General features: G+C 54.4%; 23 protein-coding genes. 18 read left to right on the forward strand and 5 right to left on the reverse strand.

Annotated features, from left to right (window positions below):
- Nucleotides 1-25 precede the first annotated feature (25 nt).
- The gene (locus tag JQR90_RS09410) at nucleotides 26-244 is read right to left on the reverse strand and encodes a hypothetical protein (RefSeq protein WP_010798203.1); all 219 of its coding nucleotides are present in this window, start codon (nucleotides 242-244) and stop codon (nucleotides 26-28) included.
- A 631-nt stretch (nucleotides 245-875) separates the two neighbouring features.
- On the opposite strand from JQR90_RS09410, the gene JQR90_RS09415 reads away from it, so the two are divergent.
- The 9 genes from JQR90_RS09415 to JQR90_RS09455 all read left to right on the forward strand — a co-directional run bounded on the left by JQR90_RS09415 (nucleotide 876) and on the right by JQR90_RS09455 (nucleotide 11,498).
- Nucleotides 876-1,511 carry an MEDS domain-containing protein gene (locus tag JQR90_RS09415; RefSeq protein WP_010798204.1) on the forward strand — a complete coding sequence of 212 codons (636 nt, stop codon included), beginning with the start codon at nucleotides 876-878 and terminating at the stop codon, nucleotides 1,509-1,511.
- 41 nt (nucleotides 1,512-1,552) lie between these two features.
- On the forward strand, nucleotides 1,553-3,178 hold the full coding sequence (locus JQR90_RS09420) for a hybrid sensor histidine kinase/response regulator (protein ID WP_010798205.1): 1,626 nt from the start codon (nucleotides 1,553-1,555) through the stop codon (nucleotides 3,176-3,178).
- Nucleotides 3,179-3,939: 761 nt separating this feature from the next.
- Nucleotides 3,940-4,689: a GntR family transcriptional regulator gene (locus tag JQR90_RS09425; protein ID WP_434140753.1), complete on the forward strand. Its 750-nt coding sequence runs from the start codon at nucleotides 3,940-3,942 to the stop codon at nucleotides 4,687-4,689.
- Nucleotides 4,686-5,582, forward strand: coding sequence for a methylisocitrate lyase (prpB, locus tag JQR90_RS09430; RefSeq protein ID WP_150347463.1), 897 nt, complete (start codon nucleotides 4,686-4,688; stop codon nucleotides 5,580-5,582). The genes JQR90_RS09425 and prpB overlap by 4 nt, the downstream gene beginning before the upstream one ends.
- A 75-nt stretch (nucleotides 5,583-5,657) precedes the next feature.
- Nucleotides 5,658-6,791 (forward strand): bifunctional 2-methylcitrate synthase/citrate synthase, encoded by a 1,134-nt coding sequence (gene prpC / locus JQR90_RS09435; RefSeq protein WP_434140754.1) that lies wholly within the window; start codon nucleotides 5,658-5,660, stop codon nucleotides 6,789-6,791.
- A gap of 61 nt (nucleotides 6,792-6,852) precedes the next feature.
- Entirely contained in the window at nucleotides 6,853-8,337 is a 1,485-nt protein-coding gene (gene prpD / locus JQR90_RS09440; RefSeq protein ID WP_286788051.1) for a 2-methylcitrate dehydratase, read from the forward strand.
- A 246-nt stretch (nucleotides 8,338-8,583) separates the two neighbouring features.
- Nucleotides 8,584-9,924, forward strand: a complete 1,341-nt coding sequence (locus tag JQR90_RS09445) for an MFS transporter (protein ID WP_010798210.1) — start codon at nucleotides 8,584-8,586, stop codon at nucleotides 9,922-9,924.
- A 21-nt stretch (nucleotides 9,925-9,945) separates the two neighbouring features.
- A complete protein-coding gene (locus tag JQR90_RS09450) occupies nucleotides 9,946-11,202 on the forward strand; it encodes a gallate dioxygenase (protein ID WP_434140755.1) in 1,257 nt (418 codons plus the stop codon).
- A gap of 74 nt (nucleotides 11,203-11,276) precedes the next feature.
- A complete protein-coding gene (locus tag JQR90_RS09455; protein ID WP_010798212.1) occupies nucleotides 11,277-11,498 on the forward strand; it encodes a DUF7740 domain-containing protein in 222 nt (73 codons plus the stop codon).
- A 33-nt stretch (nucleotides 11,499-11,531) separates the two neighbouring features.
- On the opposite strand, the gene JQR90_RS09460 is transcribed toward JQR90_RS09455, so the two are convergent.
- On the reverse strand, nucleotides 11,532-12,737 hold the full coding sequence (locus JQR90_RS09460) for a LysR family transcriptional regulator (protein ID WP_434140756.1): 1,206 nt from the start codon (nucleotides 12,735-12,737) through the stop codon (nucleotides 11,532-11,534).
- A 139-nt stretch (nucleotides 12,738-12,876) separates the two neighbouring features.
- On the opposite strand from JQR90_RS09460, the gene galB reads away from it, so the two are divergent.
- The 7 genes from galB to JQR90_RS09495 all read left to right on the forward strand — a co-directional run bounded on the left by galB (nucleotide 12,877) and on the right by JQR90_RS09495 (nucleotide 20,013).
- Complete coding sequence (galB, locus tag JQR90_RS09465; RefSeq protein WP_010798214.1) at nucleotides 12,877-13,614, forward strand: 4-oxalmesaconate hydratase; 738 nt, start codon at nucleotides 12,877-12,879, stop codon at nucleotides 13,612-13,614.
- Nucleotides 13,611-14,327, forward strand: coding sequence for a 4-carboxy-4-hydroxy-2-oxoadipate aldolase/oxaloacetate decarboxylase (locus JQR90_RS09470; protein WP_010798215.1), 717 nt, complete (start codon nucleotides 13,611-13,613; stop codon nucleotides 14,325-14,327). The genes galB and JQR90_RS09470 overlap by 4 nt, the downstream gene beginning before the upstream one ends.
- Before the next feature lie 3 nt (nucleotides 14,328-14,330).
- The gene (locus JQR90_RS09475; RefSeq protein WP_010798216.1) at nucleotides 14,331-15,413 is read left to right on the forward strand and encodes a 4-oxalomesaconate tautomerase; all 1,083 of its coding nucleotides are present in this window, start codon (nucleotides 14,331-14,333) and stop codon (nucleotides 15,411-15,413) included.
- Nucleotides 15,414-15,481: 68 nt separating this feature from the next.
- On the forward strand, nucleotides 15,482-16,366 hold the full coding sequence (locus tag JQR90_RS09480; protein WP_010798217.1) for a LysR family transcriptional regulator: 885 nt from the start codon (nucleotides 15,482-15,484) through the stop codon (nucleotides 16,364-16,366).
- 114 nt (nucleotides 16,367-16,480) lie between these two features.
- Nucleotides 16,481-17,344 carry an amidohydrolase family protein gene (locus tag JQR90_RS09485; RefSeq protein ID WP_010798218.1) on the forward strand — a complete coding sequence of 288 codons (864 nt, stop codon included), beginning with the start codon at nucleotides 16,481-16,483 and terminating at the stop codon, nucleotides 17,342-17,344.
- A 55-nt stretch (nucleotides 17,345-17,399) separates the two neighbouring features.
- A complete protein-coding gene (locus tag JQR90_RS09490) occupies nucleotides 17,400-18,716 on the forward strand; it encodes a dicarboxylate/amino acid:cation symporter (RefSeq protein ID WP_010798219.1) in 1,317 nt (438 codons plus the stop codon).
- Nucleotides 18,717-18,786: 70 nt separating this feature from the next.
- Nucleotides 18,787-20,013: an OprD family porin gene (locus tag JQR90_RS09495; protein ID WP_010798220.1), complete on the forward strand. Its 1,227-nt coding sequence runs from the start codon at nucleotides 18,787-18,789 to the stop codon at nucleotides 20,011-20,013.
- 128 nt (nucleotides 20,014-20,141) lie between these two features.
- On the opposite strand, the gene JQR90_RS09500 is transcribed toward JQR90_RS09495, so the two are convergent.
- From JQR90_RS09500 to baeS, 3 genes are all read right to left on the reverse strand, one after another.
- The gene (locus JQR90_RS09500; RefSeq protein ID WP_010798221.1) at nucleotides 20,142-21,212 is read right to left on the reverse strand and encodes a glycoside hydrolase family 5 protein; all 1,071 of its coding nucleotides are present in this window, start codon (nucleotides 21,210-21,212) and stop codon (nucleotides 20,142-20,144) included.
- Nucleotides 21,213-21,615: 403 nt separating this feature from the next.
- Nucleotides 21,616-22,308, reverse strand: a complete 693-nt coding sequence (locus JQR90_RS09505) for a response regulator (protein WP_010798222.1) — start codon at nucleotides 22,306-22,308, stop codon at nucleotides 21,616-21,618.
- Nucleotides 22,309-22,310: 2 nt separating this feature from the next.
- The gene (baeS, locus tag JQR90_RS09510) at nucleotides 22,311-23,714 is read right to left on the reverse strand and encodes a sensor histidine kinase efflux regulator BaeS (protein WP_010798223.1); all 1,404 of its coding nucleotides are present in this window, start codon (nucleotides 23,712-23,714) and stop codon (nucleotides 22,311-22,313) included.
- Nucleotides 23,715-24,004: 290 nt separating this feature from the next.
- Between baeS and JQR90_RS09515 the strand changes: the two genes are divergently transcribed.
- Nucleotides 24,005-25,792 carry a tannase/feruloyl esterase family alpha/beta hydrolase gene (locus JQR90_RS09515; protein ID WP_286790699.1) on the forward strand — a complete coding sequence of 596 codons (1,788 nt, stop codon included), beginning with the start codon at nucleotides 24,005-24,007 and terminating at the stop codon, nucleotides 25,790-25,792.
- Nucleotides 25,793-25,856: 64 nt separating this feature from the next.
- Nucleotides 25,857-26,471, forward strand: a complete 615-nt coding sequence (locus JQR90_RS09520; RefSeq protein WP_010798225.1) for an O-methyltransferase — start codon at nucleotides 25,857-25,859, stop codon at nucleotides 26,469-26,471.
- Nucleotides 26,472-26,540 lie beyond the last annotated feature (69 nt).

The following is a 26,540-nucleotide window of genomic DNA, read 5'->3' on the forward strand; positions in this document are numbered from 1 at the left end:
TCAGTGAGGCAAAAACGCACGAAAGCTAAGGCAAATACTCCACCAGAGTATGGTCAAGGCCTGCCAGCTCCTCATTAATGAGGGCACCGATGATTGCCCAGTCACCCTCTGCAAGCCCGGCGCCAATGCGAGGATAGCCGATACGGCATCCCGAGAACCCTTGCCGAATCGCCCTCACGACTGCGCGGATAGCCTCATAATCTGCCTTGACGCTCTTTCCGCGCCAGTGAGTGTAAGCATTCACTACTGTAAGCTCGAAGTTGCCTTGCTTAATTCGAGTGCATGAGCAAGTGCCCAGTTTTCCCGTACTCCTTTCGAAGCTAGGCAATCAGCTTCATAGGATTCAGGAGACCCTCTTTATAGTCTTAGCGATTTCTGACCTATTTTGCGCTGGCAATTACATCCATGGACGATAATGTTGAATTGGCCCGTTAGAGCAAGTTTGACCAAGTCTCCTTTTATTACCGGCATGATTCATAGCCTTCCCAAATAAGATTAGTGTAACTGATGGTATGTAAACGCATAAAACAGCCAGCAAGCTGAAGAGAGCCTGTACACTATTACCTATTCAAAGACCTTGTTTTTGACAAGCGAGCTCACGAAAGCAAATTTTGACCCCTGCACATTTAGGCCGTGGCAAGGTTCTTGCGTCTTATAAGGTAACGACAGAAAATTGTTATCTAGACTCAGCCAAAATGACTGGCTGGTCAGAATCTGTTTATTAAGCAAATAAAATCTTCTGCTAAATGATATTTAGCACTAAGCTTCTTCGCTAGCTAAATTGCCAAGCGGTAGAGGCAATTAGCCATCTTGGATGGGATTTCAAATTCAAGCTCGTCACGTCAGCTGCTGGTTGTTCTAGAGGACATCTACACATGAACGAATTGTCATTGGCAGGCACACAAATTGAACACTTTCATGTCTGCGCTTTTTTCGATAGTCGTGAGCAGGAGTACGATGTCCTGACTCCTTTTTTCAAGGAGGGGATTGATCAGGGCGAGAAGAATATACATATCGTAAATCCTGCCAAGATGGATGACCATCGGGTACGCCTTAACAGGGCGGGAATCGATACTCATGCCTGTGAGGCCTGTGGGCAACTTGAGGTTCAATCGTGGCAGGGTGCCTATCTTGATGAAGCCGGCACCTTTAATAAGGACCGCATGCTCAATACGCTGGAAAGTGCCTGCAAAGCCGCGCGGGAAGCTGGATTTCCACGCGTGCGTATCATGGGCAATATGGACTGGGTCTTTAATGATGTGCCTGGTGCTAAAGACATTCTGGCGTACGAGGCCGAAGTAAATGAAGTGCTTTCCCAGAACCGTCAACCAGCCGTATGTGTATATGACATTGCAAAAATGTCCGGCTCCATGATGATGGATCTCTTACGTACCCATCCGTTGACGCTTATCAATGGTGTAGTACAGGAAAATCCCTTCTATACCCCAGCATCAGAAATGCTGGCTGAGCTTGCCAAGCGTCAGGTCAAGGAAGACGCCTCGACCACCTGATATGTTATTTTCCTCCTTTCATTTCGCCTTTTTGGAAGACAATGAGCCGTTATCCTGAAGTATTACCGGTTCCCTCCCAGGAAGGCGATTCCTCAGAACGTGGTATTCGAGACCTGATGGGTCTTCTCGCCTTACCCGCCTTGTGGGCAGGGCGAGAGGGTGAGACGGTTCTTCGCCTCATGATCGAGGCCGCCGAACGTATCGTTCCCCTTCGCTTTAGCTATGCCCAGGCGCTGTTGGCTGATAATCCATCCTTCAAAGGCCTTTTGCGAGTCGAGGGGCGTTATTGCCAGGGCGAAGAGCTATCTCGCTGGGAAGTTACAGCCGAAGCCTGGAAAAACACGCGTGTTCCTGACGGGCGAGCCTATGAGTCAGATACTCCATTGGGGTCCATGTACATTGTTCACTTGAGCATGGGCTATGGAACGTATGGTGGAAAAATCTGGTTTGGTTCTTCTGCGCCAGGTTTTCCAAGCATCAACCAATTAGCTCTTTTGCGAGCTGCTGCTTCATTGGCTGCTACAGGATTACAAGCCGCAAGGGCAGATTTTGAGCGTGAGCAGGCCAGTCGAGCCAAAGATGAATTTCTAGCGATGCTGGGGCATGAATTGCGTAATCCCCTGGCACCCATTGTCATGGCGCTTGGATTGATCAAAAGAAGGCATCAGGGCCTGTTTCCGCGAGAGCTGCAGATCATCGAGCGGCAGGCTGATCATTTGTCGCGTCTGGTGGATGACCTGCTCGATATTACGCGCATCACTCGTGGAAAAATCGAAATCAATAAAGAGCCTACAAGCATAACAGGAGTAGTGCTCCAAGCCCTTGAGAATACAAGTGCGCTTGTTGGTGACCGGCGTCAGCAGATCACTCATATATTTCCCGATGAAGAGGTCTGGGTGTCAGGGGACTCCGTCCGCCTGACCCAGGTCTTTACCAATCTACTGACCAATGCGGCCAAGTACACTCATGTTGGGGGCCAAATAGAGGTCGAGGTAAAGACTGACGGTGAACAGGTTTCTATTCTAGTCAAAGATAATGGCTCCGGTATCAGTCCTCAGTTATTGCCCCGTATTTTCAATATTTTCGAGCAGGGTGCGGTTACCATAGATCGGGCGAAAGGCGGATTGGGTATTGGTCTGGCCTTGGTCAAGAGTTTCCTAAGCCTGCATGAAGGAACGGTAGCGGCTAGCAGTGGCGGTGTTGGTTGCGGTTCTACTTTTACGGTTACGTTGCCACGGCTTTTGTTGGCCATCAGCGAACCAACGCAGGTCCTTGAGGAAAATAGCAATACGGTAGTAAAACCGGCTCGGATCCTGATTGTTGATGACAACCTTGATGCGCTTGAAAGTACCCAGGCTGTCTTGCGTCAACAGGGACATACCGTCCAGGCAAGCAGTAATCCATTCGATGTACTGAATATAGTCCGTGAGCTCAAGCCCGAGGTTGCGGTGCTCGACATAGGGCTGCCCGACCTGGATGGTTTTCAGTTGGCCTCTATGCTCCGTGAGCATTTTCCTCCATCAGCGCTAGGATTGATCGCTTTGACCGGTTATGGGCAAGTTAAAGACCGGGAGCGTTCCAAAGCGGCAGGTTTTGATGTGCATCTGGTTAAGCCGGCTTCACTCCATGACCTGACAGCCGCTATTACACGTCTTTCATCAAAATAGATATTCTTTTCTGGTTTATAGCCTGCCTATGCGAGCGCAGGTTTAAACAGGATGAAAAGCCGGGTTATTGAAGAATAAGCCTTGAGCCATGAAGCGGGTAAATAACGACTTATTTCATGTCTGGCTTTAAGCCAAGGCCTAGTACTTTCCATATCCAACCCATCCGAACACCTGCGAGTCACGTTCAGACGCAACTCTTCTGGATACTCTCAAGCACGAACCTGCCGTAGCCGTACCGTCCTATCCTTATAGGATCCACAGTTATCGGTATGGGACTCTAATGAAGCCTGTCCGATTCGCTTTGACCGGCCTATTGGGGTAAATGGGTGCTGTTGATAAACAAGGGCTAGGTTTACCTGAGTTTGCGCATCTTGAGGGCATGCCGGTTATGACGAAGTCATGTTCGATTTGCCGGGACGGAACAGAAACGGGAGTTTATCAGCAGAAGTAGGGCAGCCCATGCCCAGCACCCGCTAGGAATAATTTGCTGGTGTTGTGTGTTGATGAGGAGCATTCCGCGCTACCCAAAGGCGGCTAAAAAGCTGGAGCACCAGCCCGTTGCACCAAAGTGTTCATATTGGCAAATAAACAATCTGACCTATTAGGGCCCAGACGGATAGCGCGTAGTGCTATGCCGGGCCCCTAGGTTTACAGTGATTGCCAACGCTGAAACCATAGGTGATTAAGATTGTTGACACTTTTCTGTTTTTGGGCCTAATGTTTGACACAAAGGTCGCTAAAAAAATAAATGTGTCGACAGTATGAATCAACTAAGCGAAATACCTTCTGCCAATACGCCTGAAAGCGAGACGCTTTCGGAGCATGTCTTTCGCCATATCCAGGCGGCCATCATTAAGGGTGAAATTAAACCGGGCAGCAAAATTTCAGAGCCTGAGTTGGCGCGTACCTATGGGATCAGTCGAGGTCCATTGCGTGAGGCTATTCATCGTCTGGAAGGGCAAAAGCTGGTCGTACGCGTGCCCCACGTGGGCGCTCGTGTTGTCTCGCTGGGCCTTGAGGAGCTGGTTGAGCTCTATCAAATCCGTGAATCGCTTGAAGGAATGGCGTGCCGACTGGCAGCCGAACGCATGACCGACGCAGAGATTCTCGAACTGCGGCAGGTGCTAGAAACCCATGAGCACGACGCCTCGTTTCAAGCTGGGGTGGGGTACTACCAGCAGGAAGGCGACCATGATTTTCATTACCGCATCATTCAGGGCAGCCGAAACCGCACACTGACCCGCATGCTGTGCGATGAGCTGTATCAGCTGGTACGCATGTACCGGATCCAGTTTTCCGCCACACCCCACCGGCCGCGCCAGGCCTTTGCCGAGCACCATCGTATTCTCGACGCCATCGCTGAGCGTGACGGTGAGCTGGCCGAACTCTTGATGAAGCGCCACATTGCTGCGTCACGGCGCAATATCGAGCGCCAACTTGATACTCAACACCAACCCGGGTACGCAGCGGTAAGCGCGGCGTCTGCCAACAAGAATAGAGGTGAGTCATGAGTCAGGGTCTTTCCATGCGTCCCGGCCAGCGTTTTCGAGAGGCTGTTGCGGTCGAACATCCGCTCCAGGTAGTTGGCACTATCAATGCCAATCATGCCTTGCTAGCCCAGCGCGCCGGCTTCAAGGCCATTTACCTGTCCGGTGGTGGCGTTGCAGCCGGTTCATTGGGGCTACCGGATTTGGGTATTTCAAACCTGGATGATGTCTTGACTGATGTGCGCCGGATTACCGATGTATGCGATTTGCCATTACTGGTTGACGTAGACACCGGGTTTGGCTCGTCAGCATTCAATGTGGCCCGCACGGTCAAATCAATGATCAAGTTTGGCGCGGCCGCGCTGCATATCGAGGATCAGGTGGGGGCCAAGCGCTGCGGTCATCGACCCAACAAGGAGATCGTCTCGCAGCAGGAAATGGTGGATCGCATCAAAGCGGCCGTGGATGCCCGGACTGATGACAGCTTTGTGATCATGGCGCGAACCGATGCATTGGCGGTTGAAGGATTACAGTCGGCTATCGATCGAGCCTGCGCCTGTGTAGAAGCGGGCGCGGACATGATCTTCCCAGAAGCCATGACCGAGCTTGGGATGTACAGGGAGTTCGCTGGCGCGGTGAAGGTACCGGTACTGGCAAATATTACCGAGTTTGGCTCGACGCCACTGTTCACAACCGAGGAGCTGGCCTCCGCAGATGTCTCGTTGGTGCTCTATCCCTTGTCGGCTTTCCGCGCCATGAACAAGGCGGCTGAAAACGTCTACACCGCGATTCGGCGCGACGGTACACAGAAGAATGTAGTCGACACCATGCAAACGCGTATGGAGCTATACGAAAGCATTGGCTATCACGAGTTCGAGCAAAAGCTGGATGCGCTGTTCGCCCAGAACAAGCGCTGATCCGGCGAAGGTCCGTCAGCTAACCTGACAGATGCAGTTGCACCATCCATAACAAGTCCAAGAAAGGAGAGAGCAATGGCTGAAGCAAAAGTATTGAGCGGCGCTGGCCTACGGGGTCAGGTCGCCGGCCAGACAGCCTTGTCTACCGTAGGTAAAGAAGGCGCCGGTCTGACCTATCGAGGTTATGACGTGCGCGAGCTGGCCGAGCATGCCCAGTTCGAAGAAGTGGCCTATCTGCTGTTCCGGGGTGAACTGCCGACTACGGAGCAGTTGAATGACTACCGTGATCGACTCATGACCTTACGTGATCTGCCACAGGTGTTGAAAGAGGTGCTTGAGCGCATCCCGGCGCAGGCGCATCCGATGGATGTGATGCGGACCGGCGTCTCGATGCTGGGCAACCTGGAGCCTGAGCGCAGCTTTGAGCAACAACAGGCTGTATCGGATCGGCTGCTGGCGGCATTACCGGCCATCATGTGTTACTGGTATCGCTTCAGCCATCAGGGTGTGCGCATCAATTGCGTAACAGACGAATCTTCTATTGCCGGGCATTTTCTCAAGCTCTTGCATGGCAAGGCACCCAACCAGCTGCACCGCAAGGTGATGAACGTGTCGCTGATCCTTTACGCCGAGCATGAGTTCAACGCCTCGACGTTTACCGCGCGCGTATGTGCATCCACGCTTTCAGACATGTATTCCTGCATTACCGGTGCGATTGGTTCATTGCGTGGACCTCTGCATGGTGGGGCCAACGAGGCCGCCATGGAAATGATCCAACGTTTCAAGTCACCCCAGGAGGCCATCGAGGGCACGCTTGGCATGCTGGAGCGCAAGGACAAGATCATGGGCTTTGGCCATGCCGTCTACAAGGACTCGGACCCGCGCAATGAAGTCATCAAGGTCTGGTCGAAAAAGCTCTCCGAGGAAGTAGGCGATACGGTGCTATTCCCTGTATCCGAAGCGATCGACCACACCATGTGGGAGCAGAAGAAGCTGTTCCCCAACGCCGATTTCTACCACGCGTCCGCGTACCACTTCATGGGAATTCCCACCAAGTTGTTTACCCCGATCTTTGTCTGCTCGCGGGTTACAGGCTGGGCGTCCCATGTGTTCGAGCAGCGTGCCAACAACCGCATCATTCGCCCGAGTGCGGAGTACACCGGCGTCGAGCAGCGCCCGTATGTGCGGCTCGAAGAGCGCAGCGCGTAGATACATCCAAAGGCAGCGACTGCCGCTGCCTCACATAACAATGAACCATGAGAGCGAGAGCATGAGCGCCAACGTCGACCTGAATAATCGTCCTGACTATGACAACGTTCTGCAGGACATCGCCGACTACGTCCTGAACTATACGATTGACTCTACCGAGGCGCTAAACACGGCGCGTAATTGTCTGATGGATACGCTGGGGTGTGGCCTTCTGGCCCTGCGTTTCCCAGAATGCACCAAGCATCTGGGTCCGTTTGTGGAAGGGACCGTGGTGCCGTATGGCGCGCGCGTACCCGGAACGAGTTTTCGCCTGGACCCGGTAAAGGCTGCCTGGGATATCGGCTGTATCGTGCGTTGGCTGGATTACAACGACACCTGGCTCGCAGCGGAGTGGGGACATCCTTCGGATAACCTGGGCGGCATTCTGGCAGTAGCCGATCATTTGTCGCAAAAGCGCGTTGCGCAGGGCGAGGCGCCTCTGACCATGCGCGCCGTGCTTGAAGCCATGATCATGGCGCACGAAATTCAGGGAGTGTTTGCGCTGGAGAACTCCTTCAACCGGGTCGGGCTTGACCATGTCATCCTCGTCAAGGTGGCGTCGACGGCGGTTGCGGCCAAGTTGATGGGCGCCAATCGCGAGCAGATGCTTGCCGCTATCTCTCACGCCTTTGTAGATGGACAGGCACTGCGTACCTATCGGCACGCGCCGAATGCAGGTTCGCGCAAGTCCTGGGCAGCAGGGGACGCCACCAGCCGCGGTGTACGTCTGGCAGACATTGCCATGCGCGGCGAAATGGGTATTCCGGGCGTGCTGAGCGCACCTCAGTGGGGCTTTTATGATGTGCTGTTCAGCCATACCAACAAGGATCTAGAGACCAAGCCGCAGGACAAGCGCCAATTCAGCTTCCCGCAGGGGTTTGGCAGTTACGTAATGGAAAACGTCCTGTTCAAGATCAGTTTCCCTGCAGAGTTTCACGCCCAGACGGCGGCCGAGGCAGCGGTCATTTTGCATCCCCAGGTTCGTGAGAAGCTCGATCAGGTCGAAAAGATCGTGGTGACTACCCACGAGTCTGCCATCCGTATCATTTCCAAGGTCGGCCCGCTGGCCAACGCGGCTGACCGCGACCACTGCCTGCAGTACATGATTGCCGTGCCGCTGTTGTACGGAGACCTTGTGGCCGAGCACTACGAAGATGCCTTCCATGCAGCGCATCCGCTGATCGATCAGTTGCGCGAGAAAATGGAAATCATCGAAGACCTGCGCTACAGCCAGGAGTACCTGGAGTCTGACAAGCGCTCTATAGCCAATGCCATCCAGGTATTCTTTAAGGATGGCACCTGTACCGACAAGGTCACGGTAGAGTATCCGATTGGCCATCGCCGTCGCCGCGACGAAGGCATCCCGCTGCTCGAGGCCAAGTTCAAGAACAACTTGGCTACCCGTTTCCCGGCACAGCGCTGTGAGCAGATTTTTGCTTTGTGCAAGGATCAGGCGACACTCGAGCGTACTCCGGTCAATCGGTTCGTTGATCTCTTTGTCATCTGACGTATCCCTTCAGGCTCGTATAACACGGGCTTGCCTTCCTTTCAGCCTCAGGCACCCGAGTACCGTTTCGCTCAGGTGCCTGACGCCCTCATAAAAAAATCAGATACCCCCTTAAGCATTTCCCAGACGACGGGCCAGGCGAGTGGCTTTAACGTCTGGGCTGACCGTGAGGCAGTTTCGTTCTGCCATCACGTGATAAGCCCTATGGGCATTCGAATCACCATAAAAACAACAAGGGTGGCCGTCATGCACACCGACTCGCCTGTCGACGTTAAACAATGGATTGATAACCGGCCTGTCTCGGGCTATCAGTGGTTGATCCTTGTCCTGTGTTTTTTCATCGTCCTGTTCGATGGTGTGGATGTCGCCGTCATGGGCTTCATTGCGCCATCACTGATGCAGGACTGGAATCTATCCAAAACCGCCTTCGGACCGGTCATGAGTGCGGCTATGGTTGGTCTTGCGGTGGGTGCATTGGTTGCGGGCCCTTATGCCGACCGCTTCGGTCGCAAGACGGTACTGCTCGGTGCCGTGACTGTATTTGGTGCGCTGAGCCTGGCATGCGCCTTCGCACGTAACCCTTATGAGCTGGCCATCCTGCGTTTTCTCACCGGGGTAGGGCTCGGGGCGGCGATGCCCAATACGACGACACTGCTTTCGGAGTATTTACCCGAGCGCTATCGCTCCGTGCTGATTACCGTGATGTTTACCGGGTTCAACCTGGGCTCGGGTGCCGGCGGCTTTGTAGCTGCCTGGCTGATTCCCCATTATGGTTGGCAGTCTGTGCTGCTGGTGGGTGGCCTTCTACCTATCCTCTTGCTGCCGTTCCTCTGGCTGTTTTTGCCTGAGTCTGCCCGGTTTCTTGTCGTAAAAGACGCACCTGCCGCCCGTATCGCCAAAGTGCTGAATCGACTGGGTGGCCAGTTTACGGCGCAAACACGTTTTATCACGCTTGAGCCTACGGTTCACCACAAGGCGCCGGTTCGCGCCTTGTTTGCAGAGCGTTATCGTTTAGGAACGTTTTCCCTCTGGGTTACCTATTTCATGGGGCTGCTCGTGATCTACCTGATGATGGGCTGGTTGCCTACGCTGATTCGTGAGTCCGGTATCCCGATCGAGCGTGCAGCGACCATCACAGGACTGTTTCAGATTGGCGGGACGGTAGGAGCAATCGTGGTTGGCTGGATCATGGACAGGCGCAATCCCAATCGTGTTATTGCAGGCTCCTATGCTTTGGGCGGTGCGTTCATCCTGCTCTTGGGTGCCTTTGGCCTGGAATCCAGCCTGCTGACACTTGGCGTTATCGCGGCGGGCTTTTGCATGAGCGGCGCGCAGACAGGTCTTAATGCCTATGCCCCCGGCTATTATCCTACCGAGTCCCGCGCCACAGGTGTGAGCTGGATGTTGGGGATAGGCCGCTTTGGTGCGATCTTCGGCTCGGTAATCGGTGGTGCGGTGCTGAGCCTTGGGCTGAGCTTCGGATTGATTTTTGCAGTGCTGGCGATACCGGCTTTCGTGGCAGCGCTGGCCATACTGGGCAATGGTTATGCTGCACGGCGTGCAGCCCAGCCTGCCTTGGCGTCTTGATCATTCATTAAGGATTATTTTATGGCACGTATTATCGGAGGCCTGGCCGTCTCGCACACGCCTACGATCGGCTTTGCAGTCGACTACAACAAGCAGGAGGAGGCCGCCTGGGCGCCCATCTTCAAGAGCTTCGAGCCGATGAAGGAGTGGCTTAAGGATAAGCAGCCTGATGTGCTGTTTTATATCTTCAACGATCACATCACCTCGTTCTTCTTCGATCACTATTCGGCCTTCGCCCTGGGCGTAGACGATCACTATGGTGTGGCAGACGAGGGCGGTGGCGTACGTGGACTGCCTGCCATTGGTGGGCATGCGGCGCTGGCCCGGCATATCGGGGCCAGTCTCATGGCTGATGAGTTCGACATGTCGTTCTTTCGTGACAAGCCGATCGACCATGGTCTGTTCTCACCCATGTCTGCGCTGCTGCCGTTCGAGCCGGAATGGCCGGTAGACGTAGTACCTCTGCAGGTCGGTGTGTTGCAGTTTCCGATCCCGAGTGCCAAGCGCTGCTACAACCTGGGACAGGCCTTGCGGCGTGCCATCGAGAGCTATCCCGAGGATCTGAAGGTGGTCATTGCTGCCACGGGTGGTGTGTCCCATCAGGTCCATGGTGAGCGGTGTGGCTTCAATAATCCTGAATGGGACGCCCAGTTTGTTGATCTCTTTGTCAACGACCCCGCGCGTCTTACCGAGATGACCATTGCCGAATACGCAACGCTGGGTGGACTTGAGGGGTCGGAGGTCATCACTTGGCTGATCATGCGTGGTGCGCTCTCATCCAATGTAAAGCTGATTCACCAGGATTATTACCTTCCTTCGATGACCGGTATCGCGACGCTGCTCTTGGAAAACCAGGCGCGGCCATTACCCATCGACATACAAGCCCGCCACCGCGAACACATGAACCATCAGTTGGCTGGTGTCGAAAAGCTGGAGGGCACGTACCCGTTTACGCTGGAGCGCAGTGCCAAAGGATATCGGCTGAACAAATTCCTGCATGGCATGATCACTCCGGCCTGGCGTGAGCGTTTTCTGGAGGAGCCGGAGGCCATGTTCGAGGAAGCCGGCCTGACTGACGAAGAGCGCGACCTGATTCGACGCCGCGATTGGCGTGGGCTGATTCACTACGGTGTTATTTTCTTCCTGCTAGAGAAGCTCGGCGCGGTGGTAGGGGTATCCAACCTGCACATCTATTCAGCCATGCGTGGTCAATCACTGGAAGAGTTCCAGAAAACGCGTAATCAGCAGGTGCTGTACTCGGTTGCTGGAAAGAAATAACTCCAACCCAGGGCGCGGTGCCTGTCGCTGCGTCCATTCACTAAATGGCGATAGTCCATTGGCAGTCTGGTGTCATGACGTTTCTGGAAGCACTTCTCGCCCTGGCACTTGCTGCCGAAATACACGATTCTAACGAGGCCGTAACACGAACGGCCAAGCGATGCCTTGACCAGATTCCTGCCAAATACAAGGCAGTAGTGGCATCCATCGCAGACAGTCCTTCACCACTGTTTTGCGTCAAGGTGCTGATTAAAACCATCCCTGACAGCGTTATTGGCAAAGTGGGTGCGGTTTAGGCTGGCTTATAAAGCGCCTGCATCCCAGTAAAATCAGGCGTCCAAGCGCTCCAGGGCTACTTCACGGATCTTTTCCATCAACGCTTTGGCTGCAGGTGAGTGCAGGCCACCGGTGCGGTAGATCAGACCTATGGCGCGGGTGGTATGGCGAAGCCGCAAGGGGAGACGTTGCAACTCGCCTGAGGCGATCTCGTATTCAAGTTGATGGGCTGAAACGACAGCCAACATATCAGAGCGTACGAGCAGCCCACGGATAATCGCCAGATCCCCCGTTTCAACTACCGGTAGTGGCGTTTCCGTACCCAGCTCGCTAAAGAAGGCATCGAGCTGGTTGCGGGCCGGCGAGCCTGCACGGGGCAGCACCCAGCGAGCATGGATAAGGTCATTGGTATTTACCCCCTGATCCAGTAATGGATGGCCCCGGCGTACCAGTACCACCAGCTCTTCAGTCAGCAGCGTTTCACCCAACAGATCGCTGGCATAGTCGGAGGGGCGCAGGGCGCCCAGTACAAAGTCGATGTCACCGGCCCGCAGGTCGGTAGCCAACAGGTCAAACGCACTTTCATTGGTCGCCACACGAATTTGAGGGTACGCAGAGACGAGGCGCACAATAGCTTCAGGCAACAGCCGGGTTCGCCCCAAGGGCAAGGCACCCACCATGACGGTTCCCTGGAGCGAGCCGCGTAGGGCGGCAATGTCGGCATCGATATGGCGCAGCTCATTCAATGCCCGACGAATCGGCAGGACAATATCCAGGCTCGCTCGTGTAGGCTGAAGGCCTTTGGGAGTGCGCTCGAACAGTGTATGGCCGCAACCACCTTCCAACACCTTGAGGGCTGCACTCACAGCGGGTTGGGTCAGGCCGAAGAGGGTAGCTACTGTCTGCATATGGTGGGTTTCGCACAGCTTGACGAACACTTCCAGACGCCGGGTATGCATCAGATAAAGGGGTTCGGTGATCGCGCCTGGATGGTTACCCAGCAAGCGGGGCACTGTCTCCAGCTCAGCCAATGCCTGTCGTGCACGAGGCAAGATGCGGGCGCCGTAATCGGTCAGCCGCATTCCATTGGCATGCCGTTCGAACAATGCAATGGTAAGCCGCTCTTCCAGGTCGCGAATGGAACGGGTGACAACAGATTGCGCGCGGTACAGTACTTCAGACGCCTTGGAAACACTGCCTTGGTCCGCCACCCGGACAAACGCGCGTATCTGCATTAGATTGGGAAGTTCGGCAGTCATGGTGTTCTCTTGGCAGGGCACATGCCTGCATCATGCGCGCGGCGTGTTGATAAGTAAAAGGTATACCTGCTCTAGCTGAACGCAATATTCGCTCAGGATCAGCCGTGCGACTCTCCTTGAAAACATGAGGAGCCTGGACATGATCGATTCCAACAAAAAAACTGCTCTGGTCGTCAGCGCCCATTCCGCTGATTTCGTCTGGCGTGCAGGTGGCGCTATCGCTCTGCATGTCGGGCAGGGTTATGACGTGCATGTCGTCTGCCTGTCCTTTGGTGAGCGGGGCGAGTCGGCCAAACTCTGGCGCAAGGGCGAAATGACCGAAGAGAAGGTCAAGGCGGCGCGCCGTGAAGAGGCGCAGGCGGCAGCTGAGATACTGGGTGCCACTGTCGAGTTCTTCGACATCGGTGATTACCCTATGCGTGCCGACAAGGAAACGCTGTTTCGTCTGGCCGATGTGTTCCGCCGCGTACAGCCGGAATTTGTGCTTAGTCACTCGCTGAAGGACCCCTACAACTACGACCATCCACTGGCTACGCACCTGGCACAGGAAGCGCGCATCATCGCTCAGGCAGAAGGCTACAAGCCGGGCGAGAAAATTGTCGGTGCGCCGCCCGTCTATTGCTTCGAGCCGCACCAGCCTGAGCAGTGCGAATGGCGCCCGGACGTACTGCTAGACATCACCGACGTGTGGGACAAGAAGTATGCCGCTATTCAGTGCATGGCTGGCCAGGAACACTTGTGGGAGTACTACACCCGTGTAGCGCTACAACGTGGCGTACAGGCCAAGCGCAACGTAGGCATTACCTCCAGTAAGAACATCATCTACGGTGAGGGCTACCAGAGCATCTTCCCACGCGTGACGGAGAATCTGGGATGAGCAGCTTGATCGGCAAGAACGGCGTTGTAGTCCGCACTATCGCACGGGCCGAAGTGGGGCTGGTTGATGAGCTGGGTCAGTATGGTGTGGCAACCGTTCACGAAGCTCAGGGTCGCAAAGGGCTGCTGGCTCCAGATATTCGCCCGATTCAGCAGGATTATGGCATCAGCGGTTCGGCTGTAACTGTACTGGTAGCACCTGGGGACAACTGGATGTTCCATGTTGCGGTAGAGCAGTGCCAGCCGGGCGATATCCTGGTCGTAGCACCCAGTTCGCCATGCCACGATGGTTACTTTGGTGATCTGCTGGCGACCTCGCTCAAAGCACGCGGTGTACGTGGGCTGGTGGTCGATGCAGGTGTGCGCGATAGCCGCACGCTGCGGGAGATGGGCTTTGCCGTGTGGTCGAAAGCGGTCTATGCCCAGGGCACGGTCAAGGAAACGCTCGGCTCGGTCAACATTCCAGTGATTTGTGCCGGCCAGCTGATCAACCCCGGCGACGTTATTGTGGCTGATGACGATGGCGTTGTGGTGGTTCGGCGTGCCGAGGTGCAAACCGTGGTCGAGGCCAGTCGCAAGCGGGCCGATGCCGAAGAGCAGAAGCGGATTCGGCTGGCTAATGGCGAATTAGGGCTCGACATCTACAACATGCGTCCTCGCCTGGCCGAAAAGGGCCTTCGGTACGTTGATAGTCTGGACGAGCTGGAGGGCTGAACCATGGGACAGACTCGTATTCCTTGCCTGATGATGCGCGGCGGTACTTCCAAGGGAGCCTACTTTCTCGCCACTGATCTTCCTAACGATGGAGCACTGCGGGAAAAAGTCCTGCTGGCCGTTATGGGCTCGCCTGACAAGCGCCAGATTGACGGTATCGGCGGCGCAGATTCGCTGACCAGTAAGGTTGCGATCATCAAGCGCTCCGAGCGACCGGATGTCGATGTGGACTACCTGTTCGCTCAGGTACTGGTAGAGGAAGCGCGAGTCGACTATGGGCAGAACTGCGGCAATATTCTGGCGGGTGTTGGCCCGTTTGCCATAGAACAAGGACTGGTTCCTGTGCTGGAAGATACAACTCAGGTTCGTATCTTCATGGAAAACACCGGTCAGATTGCCGTTGCGAATGTACTTACGCCAAACGGTGAGGTGCAGTATGAAGGCGATGCCCGCATTGATGGCGTACCGGGTACGGCCGCTCCGCTGATTGTTGAATTCGAGGATATTGCTGGCTCTAGTTGTGGTGCGCTGTTACCGACCGGAAACGTGTGCGACACGTTTGATGGGATTGAGGTGACCTGTATCGATAATGGCATGCCGGTAGTGCTGCTTCGAGCGGCCGATCTGGGTCGCACCGGTTATGAGACGCGTGAGCAGCTGGATGGCGATACCGAACTTAAGACCAGAATCGAGTCGATTCGTCTTCAGGCCGGGCCGCGTATGAACCTGGGGGATGTTACCCACCGTACAGTCCCCAAAATGTGCTTGATTGCTGAACCCCAAGCGGGTGGTGCTATCAGTAGCCGAACTTTTATTCCCCATCGCTGCCACGCCTCTATTGGCGTTTTCGGTGCGGTAAGCGTGGCCTCGGCCTGTCTGATCGAAGGCTCGGTGGCTGATGGGTTGGCCCGGGTAGAGCAGGGCGACTCGTTGCGGCTCTCTGTTGAACATCCCACGGGAGAATTTACTGTCGAGCTCCATCGTCGGCAGGGTGAGTTGGCCGGATGTGGACTGCTGCGTACCGCGCGGTTGTTGTTTAACGGTGTAGTGTGTATACCGGCATCGGTCTGGTCCGGCAAGGTCTGAAGACGTCGGGTACTCTCATCTGCAGAAAGGCGATAAGCTGCCCTTTTGCCGTATGAGATCATGTGTTCATGGACCTCAAGCAATTGGAGTGCTTTGTACGGGTCGCCGAGTTCGGTAGCTTTACCAAGGCTGCGGCGGTACTTGGCCTGTCCCAATCGGTGGTCAGCCGGCAGGTGCGTCAGTTAGAGGTCGAGTTGCAGGAGCATCTGCTGCTGCGCAATGGCCGTGGTGTCACGCTGACGGCCTCCGGGATGCGGTTGTTCGAGCATGGGCAAGGCATCTTACGGCAGGTTCAGGTGGCTCGGGAGGAATTGCGTGAGCAGCGGGACACCTTGTCGGGCAAAGTGGTTATCGGCTTGCCGCCGAGCATTGCACGCTGCCACACCGTCGGGCTGGTAACGGCCTTTCGCGAGCGCTTTCCTCACTGCGCGCTGGGCATTAAGGAAGGGCTGACGCACTCGATACGGGAGTGGCTGCTGCTAGGACGGCTGGATTTTGCGCTACTGTTCAACCCGGCCCAGAATGCCCAACTCTGTTATGAGCATTTGCACTCGGAGCCGCTAGTGCTGGTGGGTGCAAAATCCTCGAATCTACCAGATGAAATCCCGCTCAAAGAACTGGGCCGCTATCCCTTGATCATTCCGAGCCAACCCCATTCTTTGCGTCGCCTGGTTGAGTCCGAGGCAGCTCGCCATACCGTCGAGCTGGATGTCGCGCTTGAGGTGGATGGCATTCCTTCTCTGCTTGAGCTGGTGGCCCTGGGGTTGGGCTACGGCATTCTGTTCCGTACGGCGTTGTCCGGGCCTTATGTACCAGAAGGCCTGCGCTCGGCAGCTATTATCGACCCGGTTGTTCATACGCATCTGTTTGTTACAACCGCCGCGCAGCGGCCCCTGACGCGATTGGCTGACCAAACGCTGGCGATGGTCCGCGAACACGTGCATAGCCGCTGACCCGTTATGCAAATCCTGCATAGCTGCTAGAACCCAGGCTTTATTGTTGCTCCAAGAAATAGCCGTCACCATCGACGTATCCCTTCGAATAATCACAATGAACGAGGAGACGTGATGAAAAGCTGTCTGGCACCTGATCCCCAACCTACCAAGCCACACCATACCCTGCCGGAAGGTGCATGGGATGCCCATTGCCATGTGTTCGGCCCAAGTAGTCGATTCCCGTACGCTCCGGATCGTAGCTACACGCCACCGGATGCACCCTTTGAAACCTTACGTAATCTTCATGATTTTCTAGGCTTTAGTCGGGCTGTGATCGTACAGGCGAGCTGCCATGGCAGCGATAACCGGGCCATGCTCGACGCTATCGCGCGTAGTGAAGGACGCTATCGAGGTGTGGCCATTGTCAACGGCCGTGAAAGCGATGCGCAATTGGCTGAAATGGATGCTGGTGGCGTTCGCGGCGTACGCTTCAACTTTGTAGCCCACTTGGGTGGTGCACCCGACCTAGAGCTATTTGATCAGGTATTGGAACGCCTGGAACCGCTGGGCTGGCATGTGGTACTGCATTTGGATGCTCAGGATATCGTTACTTATGCCGATCGGTTGGAGCGTATCGGGGTTCCTTTCATCATTGACCATATGGGGCGTGTCAAGGCTCAGGAGGGACTTGATCAGGCACCATTCAAAGCCCTGCTGGAACTTATGGAAAACCCGCTGGCCTGGGTCAAGGTCTGTGGTGCAGAGCGCGTTTCAGCAGGACGCAAACCCTTCGAGGATGCCATTCCATTTGCCGAACGGCTCATTGAACATGCGCCTGATCGCGTGCTCTGGGGGACTGACTGGCCGCATCCAAATATCACCCGTGACATGCCCAACGATGGCGGTTTGGTAGACCTGATGTTTCGCTTCTGCGCTGATCCGGCGCTTCGCCAGAAACTTCTGGTAGATAACCCCATGACGCTTTATGGGCGCTGATAGAGCGCCTTCGCCACACCAAATCCAACAACAATGACTGGTAGTGGAGTCCTATATGAATCCTCTCTCGCAGGCCACCACCCCCGTAGGTGCGTCAACCCAAAACACCGTCAAGACCAAGCAACCGTTTTACCGCGCCATGTATGTTCAGGTACTGATAGGCATTCTGCTCGGCGTGGTCGTCGGGCATTTTTGGCCTGACTTTGCAGCGGATCTCAAGCCGCTCGGTGATGCGTTTATCAAGCTCATCAAGATGATTATCGGGCCGGTCGTATTCTGTACCGTGGTCATCGGTATTGCCGGCATGCAGGACCTGAAGAAAGTAGGGCGAGTAGGCGGTAAGGCCTTGCTTTACTTTGAAATCATTTCAACCCTCTCCCTTATCATTGGCTTGATTGGCGGACACCTGTTCAATCCCGGTGGTGGATTCAATATCGACCCCAGCACCCTGGATGCCTCGGCGGTTACGGGCTTTGCAGAAAAGGCCAAGCACCTGCATATGGTCGACTTTCTGATGAGCATTATTCCTACCACCTTTTTTCAGGCATTTGCAGAAGGAAATGTACTGTGCATTCTTCTGGTTTCGGTGTTCTTTGGATGTGCGCTGTCGGCCATGGGTGAGAAGGGCAAGCCGGTCTACGACATGATAGAAGGCCTGTCGGGTGTGTTCTTTCGCATTGTGCATATCATTGCTAAGCTGTCAGCCATCGGGGCGTTTGGCGCTATTGCATTTACGGTTGGTACTTATGGCGCCGCCTCACTGCTACCCCTGTTTAAACTGATCGGCAGCTTCTATCTGCTCTGCGTTCTGTTCATTGTCGTGGTGCTGGGAGGCGTTGCACGGCTCTCTGGTTTCAGCATCCTGCGCTTTATAGCGTATATCAAGGATGAGCTGCTGGTCGTGTTGGGAACGAGCTCATCCGAAGTGGTGCTACCGCAGATCATGGAAAAAATGGAGCGCCTGGGTTGCTCCAAGTCGGTTGTGGGGTTAGTTGTACCTACGGGGTACTCGTTCAACCTGGACGGCACCAATATCTACCTGACCATGGCGGTGCTCTTCATTGCCCAGGCTCTGAACATTGATTTGAGCTTAAGTCAGCAACTGACTCTGGTCATCGTGGCGATGCTGACCTCCAAAGGTGCCAGTGGTGTGTCGGGCGCGGCTTTTGTGATGTTGACCAGTACCTTGATGGTGATTCCAGTGGTGCCAGTGGCTGGCATGGTGTTGATCCTGGGTATCCACCGCTTCATGGGGACGGGCCTTGCAATGACAAACCTGGTCGGCAACGGCGTAGCTACGCTCGTAGTGTCCTCATGGGAGAAAGAACTGGACCGCGACAAGCTGGCCCAAGAGCTCCACCACAAGCACTAAATCCCGCCGTTTATCTTGGTCCTGTCCGGTTATGCCGGGCAGTGCTCTCTTGCGCCTGGAGAAAACAACAATGATTCATATCCTGCGCCATACCGTATTCACCTTAGGCATGCTTTGCTCTCTACCGTTATGGGCTGCTGGCTTCATGGATGACAGCAAGGCCCGACTCGATATCCGTAACTTCTATTACAACGGTGACTTTCGGGAAGAGGCCGGTGTTTCGAAGCGGGATGAGTGGGCTCAAGGGCTTTTGCTGCAGTACGAGTCCGGATTTACCGAGGGGACGGTAGGTCTGGGCCTTGATGCGATGGGCTTTTGGGGACTCAAGCTTGATTCCAGTCCTGATCGTACAGGGAGTGGCCTGCTGCCCAAGACCAACTCGGGAGAAGCGGCAGAGGAATATTCAAAGGGCGGTATAGCGGCCAAAATCAAGTATTCCAAGACGGTGCTGCGTCAAGGAATTGCCTTGCCAAAGGTTCCGGTCCTTCAGTTCAACGGTAGCCGGATGTTTCCTCAGTTTTACCAGGGAACGCAGATCAGCTCGAATGAAATCACAGGGCTTTCGCTCAACGTTGCTCAGTTCGACCGTACCACCACCCCTGACTCGACCGATCTGCAAAAAATCATGATAGCCACCAAAGAGGGTCGCTTCCGCGCGACAGGTGAGGGCGATCATTTCCGTTATGGGGGTGGCAGTTATACTGTCACGCCAGCACTGACGGCCAGCTATTACTACGGCGAATTACAGGGTGTCTATCGGCAGCATTTTCTAGGGCTTACTCACCGCCAGAAATGGGGCGAAGGAACGGTAGAGGCCGATCTAAGGACTTTTTTTAGCCGTGACACAGGTGCGGCGCGGGTGGGGGAAATAGAGAGCGATGTATACAGCGGATCCCTGACGTACAGTGTGAAAGGCCATAGCTTTACGGCAGTTTATCAACATCTGGAAGGCTCAAGCGGCTTTCCTTATATCAACAATCCGTACCTGCCGAATTATGTGCAATACCATGACTTTGGCACCGCAGGTGAGCGGAGCTGGCAGGTGCGCTATGGCTATGATTTTGCCCCGATGGGGCTGCCGGGACTCAGTTTCTTTACGAGTTATATCCACGGCTCGCATCTGGATAAAGTCGGAGGAGGCCATGAGTGGGAACGTGATATAGACGTGACGTATGTCGTTCAGCAGGGCCCGAAAGGGCTTTCGATACGCTGGCGAAACGCAATCTACCGGAGCAGTTATGGCAGGGATATCGATGAGAACAGGCTGATCATTAATTATCCGTTTTCGTTCCTATAAGTATTGGATGTCTGCTGCGTGGTCGGTGAGCGCTACTGCTCATGGAGGCTTTTACAACGTTTGCAAAAGCCTCTTCTATCTTGGCAAGACGCATGCAGGCATACGCTAGGAGCCTCCGCTGCGCAGCGCTATTTAGGTGGACCAAACGTTGAACAGCTGGTGTTGTTGATGTATTTCTTTAGCGTTGCCCATTGCGGTCTCTCGCGACCGCCAACAGGCTCCACAGACATAAAATAATTTCCCCAGCCTGGCCCTGCTGCCCAATAGGTAGCTGGAATGCAATTCTGCTTCAGATACGCCAGCATGTTGTCCATCATGGCTAGCCAGCGGGGGTCATTATCTGGAACCCCGAACTCTCCGATGTAGCCTCGTTTGCCATTTTTCTTGAGCCATTCTACAAACGGTTTTACTCGCGTTACGCCATACATGGGGTCTAGTTTTCCGACATCTACCGCCTGGTAGTTCCCACCTGCATTTTCGTCGAAATAAGAGTGAGCGGAATAGACGATATTATTTGCCGGGTCCTTCAGGTTGAGCAAAGAGTCGTTCCATTCCGGCCATCGGGTTGCGCTGGCCCAGCCGTTGCCCTCGATAATAATTGGCTTTGTTTTATCAATGACACGTACGCCATCTATCCCATATTGAGCGGCGGTTGGCCAATAAGCGAGAGCTCCATTGGGCTCGTTCATGATGTCATAGGCAAACAGTGCCGGTTGGCTACTCCACTTGGTAGCGATATGGGTCATTATTTCCTTGTAACGGGAGTAGGGTACAGCGGAGGTTCCTATGATCTGCCCCTTGTATCGCGCATAATTATGAAGGTCCAGAATAACTTTCATATTATACTTCTGAGCGTAAGCAAAGGTTCTATCCACCAAGGCGATATAGTTTTGATCAAGAGGCCCCCCGAGGTTTGATTGAAGTCTCTCCCAAATAATGGGGAAACGAATCAGTCTGATGCCCTGGCTGCTCCAATACTTAAAGTAATTTTCTGTAGGAAATACATAGTTCTTTTCATTAATGCCAGGAAGAACCTGCGGAGCAAAGCCGGCACCCGACATATTCAAGCCTAGAAGTTCAAAGCCAGCGCTCTGGGCTTTTACGTTACCATTTAAAAATCCAAAGGCTCCAGCAAGTATTATTGCTAACTGAAATTTTGATATACGCTTAATAAAATAAAGTTCGCCAAGGTACTTCATATGCGTTTTCCCGCAAAAGTTTACATACATGAATAGTTTTAACAATCCAGTCTGAACGACTTGCGAGGAAAGCATGCTTCCAGGATGCTTTAGGTAAAAGATATCATCAGTCTGGTATTCTCCTCTTTATGATTAAGGATAGTCTTATTAAAGAGGGGATTTTTTATATTGCAAGACCGATTGTCCTTATTGGGTTAAATATCTATTTGATATCGAATTGATATCTTTTTGGATTTATTAAAGTAAGTGACGTTATGTTTGTTTTATAAAATGTTCTTTTGTGGCGGCTCTTTACCCGCAATGAATGCATACGTATGAAAGCCAGTAGTCAGGCTATTTGTCGGAAGCGCCTGAAGTCTATGACACATGAAAGGGAGTAAGTAGAGGCCAGTGCCGACTCTGACTAGTCCAACTTGAAGCTGTAACCTACGCCATATACCGAGCGAATGAACTCTTGATTGGGCAGGTGTTGCTGTAGTTTGCGACGCAAATTGCTGACGTGGCTGTCTACCGTTCTGTCCGATACGATGCGGTGATCCTGATACAGGTTGTTCATGAGCTGATCGCGTGAGAAGACTTGCTCAGGGTGTTCGGCAAAGGTCATCAGCAGGCGAAACTCTACAGGCGTCAGATCAAGCAGGGCTCCGTTAAGAAAGGCCTGGTAGCGGTCGGTATCAATACTCAAGCCGCCTGGCAGGGCTGGCGCAGGTGTTTGCGTTCGACGCAGCACGGCCTTGATCCGGGCAATGACTTCGCGCGGACTGAAAGGTTTGCAGATGTAGTCATCCGCGCCAATCTCCAGGCCCAGCAAGCGATCCACTTCTTCCACCCTGGCTGTTACCATGATCACAGGCGTCTGGCTGATGGCGCGAATCTCGTGACACACCTCAATTCCGTCCTTGCCGGGCAGCATGAGGTCAAGCAGGACCAGGCTTGGGCTGTATTGCGTAAAAGCAGGCAGCACCTCAAGACCGTTCATGACCAGCTGGGCATTCCAGCCGGCCGCTCTGACGTAATCTGCCAGGAGCGCGGCCAGCTTGGGTTCGTCTTCCACAATCAGGATGGTAGGTGTTGAGAGAGAGGAGCGGTGCGGCATCTTTAGTTACTCGCCAAGTCAGGCAGGGGATCAAACTGCAATGTCACGCAGAGCCCGCCCAAGGGCGAGGATGTGGCGTCAATTCGCCCACCATGGGCTTCGACAATACCGCGGCAAATCGCCAGCCCAAGCCCAGCGCCGCCAGTGGCCCGGTTGCGTGATTGCTCGACTCGGTAGAATCGCTCGAACAGGCGGCCCAGTTGCTCTTCGGATACGCCTGGCGCGGAGTCTTCACAGCTGATGAGGATGCCGTCTCGCTCTCGTCGAGCGCGTATCAGGATATGACCGCCCGCATCGGTATAACGCAGGCTGTTTTCCAGCAAGTTAGTAAAGAGTTGTTGAAGCCGACTTTCATCACCGCTGATCCACAGCGGTTCGCCGGGTATTTCCAGGGTTAACGATAGCGTGTTTACCAAGCAGCGCCTTTCAAACGTAGCGGCAATGCCATAAAGAACGGACTCCAACTGCACTGGACGCTTTTGGTAGGCCTGAGCACCCAGCTCAGAAAGGGATAGGGCAAAAATATCGTCAACCAGCTTGCTCAGGGATTCCACTTCGGCCTGAAGGGAGGCAATTGCCTCCTTGGTCAGCGGGCGAATGCCATCTTCAAGCGCCTCCATTTCCCCTTTCAGGACAGCAAGTGGCGTTCTTAGCTCATGGGAGATATCCGCCATGAAGTGGCGCCGCATGTTCTCGTTGTTTTCCAGGGTTTTGGCCATCTGATTGAAGTCCTGAGCAAGCTGGCCCACTTCATCCTGTGAGTGGACGCCAACCCGTGTGCTGTACTCTCCTCGGGCCAGCCGATGGGTAGCCAATGCCACCTGCCTGATCGGACGCGACAGCGTGCGGGCAATACGCCAGGCAATGAAGGAGGAGATGATCAAACTGGCGCCCACGATCAACCAGATTGAGCGAACCTGGTCTTGTTGAAAGCGCTCATCACCAATGGCCGTAACGCTCTCGAAGGGCGTCATGCCCATCCAGCCTACAACCATACCGTTTGCCTGTACCGGTTTGAAGGTGGCGATGTCCTTGTAGTTGGGATAACCATTGATATAGCGGTGCTGGGCATCCAGAAGGGTGAAGCGCATATGCGCTCCCGTCAGATCGGCTATGGGAGGCTCGCGTCGGGTATGGGGCTCACCTTCATGCTGCCTGAGACTGGTACTCAAGAGTTCGAACCATTGAACATGCGTTCCTACCAGAAACTGCCAGCTGCCATGTTGGGTATAGGCATCTTCCAATGTTGGAATGGCATTGGTCATGCGAATAATAGCCTGCTCGTTCAGAAAGCCTACAAAGCTGCGGGTAAAGCTCCAGTAGGCGGCAAACCCCATGCTGAGCACTGCCAGGACCGACAGCGTTTGTATGGCAATAAAGGCTTTTGTGGAAATGCTGAGCTTCATAAGGAGCGGGCCTGAAGGGTACTGCTAGTTATATTTAGGCGGGTGTGTCTGACGTTTTCAAGGACATAGCCCAATCTTCACATTGCCTGCACAGTTGTTACTCACACTTGAGGCTGAAAAAAGCATGAGCGACAGCCTGACTGATTCAGCCATGCGTCAAATACCTGATGGGATAACCCAGGATAGCCCTGTACTACCGGCACTGGCAGTCGATTGCAGCAGCAGTAGTCACTGCACAAGCGGTATGCCTGGAAGCTAACCTGTTTTTAAGTATTCATAGAGATCGTCCCATGTACAACGAACGTCTCAGACGCGCCTGTATGGCCGTTACGTTATGGGTGTGTTCATCAGCTGCCAGTGTGGCGGGCGCTGCTACCCAGGAAGATAATTCAGCTGCTTCGCTGGCGTTGTCTCAATCACTGCCTATCGTCCAACCTGCTCAGGCTTGTTCGTCGCTTAAAAGTCTCGATATGAGCGACATTGGCGGTAAGGGCAGTTCGATCACTTCAGCCACTGAAACCTCTGATAATGGCGTAGCAGTGTGTGCGGTTGAGGGGGCGCTGGCCCCCTCGATTGGCTTCAAGGTAGTTCTTCCCTTGCACAGCTGGACTCAGCGCTATCTGCAGGTGGGATGCGGTGGATTATGTGGCCGTATCTCGCTTGAGGTCGGTGCGGCCGAAGGGTGTACGCCGCTCGATACAGGCGGCTTTGTCACGGCAAGCACGGACATGGGACACCAGGGCGAGGAGTCGTTCGGAGAAGATTCGCAAAAGCGTCAAGACTTTGCCTTTCGCGGTGTGCATCTTACGGCCCTGGCCGCCAAAAAGCTGATCCATGCCTTTTATGGTCGTAGTGAGGCCTACTCCTACTTTAACGGTTGCTCTGATGGCGGACGCGAAGCGTTGATGGAGGCGCAGCGCTATCCAAACGATTTCAATGGCATCATTGCCGGTGCCGCGGCGATGAACTTCCAGACCCAGAATGCGATGTATCACGCCTGGCAGGCACGTACGAACACCAGCCCAGACGGTAAGGCTGTTCTGATAGCCTCTCGCCTTCCGTTGATTCACAGGGCTGTACTCAATCACTGTGACGCGTTGGATGGGCAGGTCGATGGTCTGATTTCCGACCCGCGGGCCTGCCATTTTGATCCGGGCACGTTGCAATGCAAGAGCGAGCAGAAAGGCGATAGCCCTAACTGTCTGACTGCGGCCGAGGTTAGCGTGGTGCGTCGCTTGTACGAAGGACCTAAAGATCCTGCGACTGGCCAGCGGCTGATTGCTGGTGGACCGCAGCCGGGATCTGAATTGGCGTGGGCGGATGTCTTTGTTCCGCAAAGCCATGACGATCCTATTTTCAGCAAAATGATTGCCATGGGCGCACTGCAATGGCTGTCATTTGAGCAGAGTCCGGGCAAGGACTTCAAACTCTCGGATATGCAATTCGACTTGAAGACCTTTGACCGCCTAAGGCCGTTGCATGCGTTTTATGATGCAACCAACCCGGACCTATCAGCCTTTGCCAAGGCTGGCGGCAAGCTCATCATCTGGCATGGCTGGGCTGATCCGCATATCTCGCCCATTAACTCCATTGCGTATCACGAGGCTGTTCAGCGCGTCATGGGCAAGGAGCAGGCTTCAACCTTCGAACGGCTTTACCTGTTGCCAGGCGTCTACCATTGTGGTCAAGGTGAAGGCCCGGCGAAGCTTGACCTGTTGACACCCATGCTCTCCTGGGTTGAGGGCGGACAAGCACCTGAAGCCATCCTTACAAACCAGACCGATGGGCAAAACGTCATGGGCCACTTTGGCGCACCGACGGATAGACCCATGAAGGGCGCTCCTGGCTTCAAGAAGATGAAGGATGCTCCAAACCTCATGAAAAAGCCGGTAGTAAAAGATGAAAAGGTGATCCGTTCGCGGCCGGTCTATCCCTATCCGTATGTGGCAGCTTACGACGGCAAGGGCGACCCAGCCAACGCTGAAAGCTATAAGCAGGGTAAGCCTCTTTTCAACGAGGAGACTCGTCCGTGGGCCGGCTCGGATTTCTATAGCCCCTACACGTTCCGCATGCAATAACCATTAAGGTGGCGCGAGAAGGCGGCACCTGTGTGGCTATCGAACGAACAGGCAAGGAAAGGATATGGACGAGAAAATCAATACGGTGCTTGAGACTTATCACGCGCGGATACACAAAGAGCAAAGCGCGCCCCGCGAGCTTCCTCCTGGCGGACGTGACGGCGGGCAGGATCAACGCATGCGCGCTGTCGGACCGCAAACCGGACAGCTGATCAATATCTTGGCGAAAAGCCTGGAGACCCCTACGATTCTGGAAATTGGTACCTCTTTTGGCTATTCCGGAATCTGGCTTGGCGAGGCTGCACGCGCAACGGGTGGACAGCTGATTACTCTGGAGCTGCATGAGTACAAGTCACTCTATGCACGGGAGATGGCCGAAAAAGCAGGGCTTGCAGACTACATCGACTTTCAGGTCGGTGATGCCGTACAGCTGATCGAGGCGCTACCCGGTAGAGTGGACTTTGTCCTGCTTGATCTGTGGAAAGACCTCTATGTACCGTGTCTTGAGGCGTTTTATCCCAAGCTCAACCCGGGTGCGATCATTGTTGCGGATAATATGATCCGGCCCGGCAATGACGATGTGAAGCGCTATGGGCGCGCTATTCGAGCCAAGGCGGGCATTACCAGTGTATTGCTGCCGGTAGGAACAGGACTTGAGGTAAGCCGGTTCGAGGCGTGATATTCAGGCACAATCTGTTAGACAGCACTGTGCCTTCGAACGTTGACGGTCAAGAGCGGGGCAATCGTC

The organism is Pseudomonas sp. JZ114 (assembly GCF_051027705.1).
Classification (GTDB): domain Bacteria; phylum Pseudomonadota; class Gammaproteobacteria; order Pseudomonadales; family Pseudomonadaceae; genus Chryseomonas; species Chryseomonas luteola.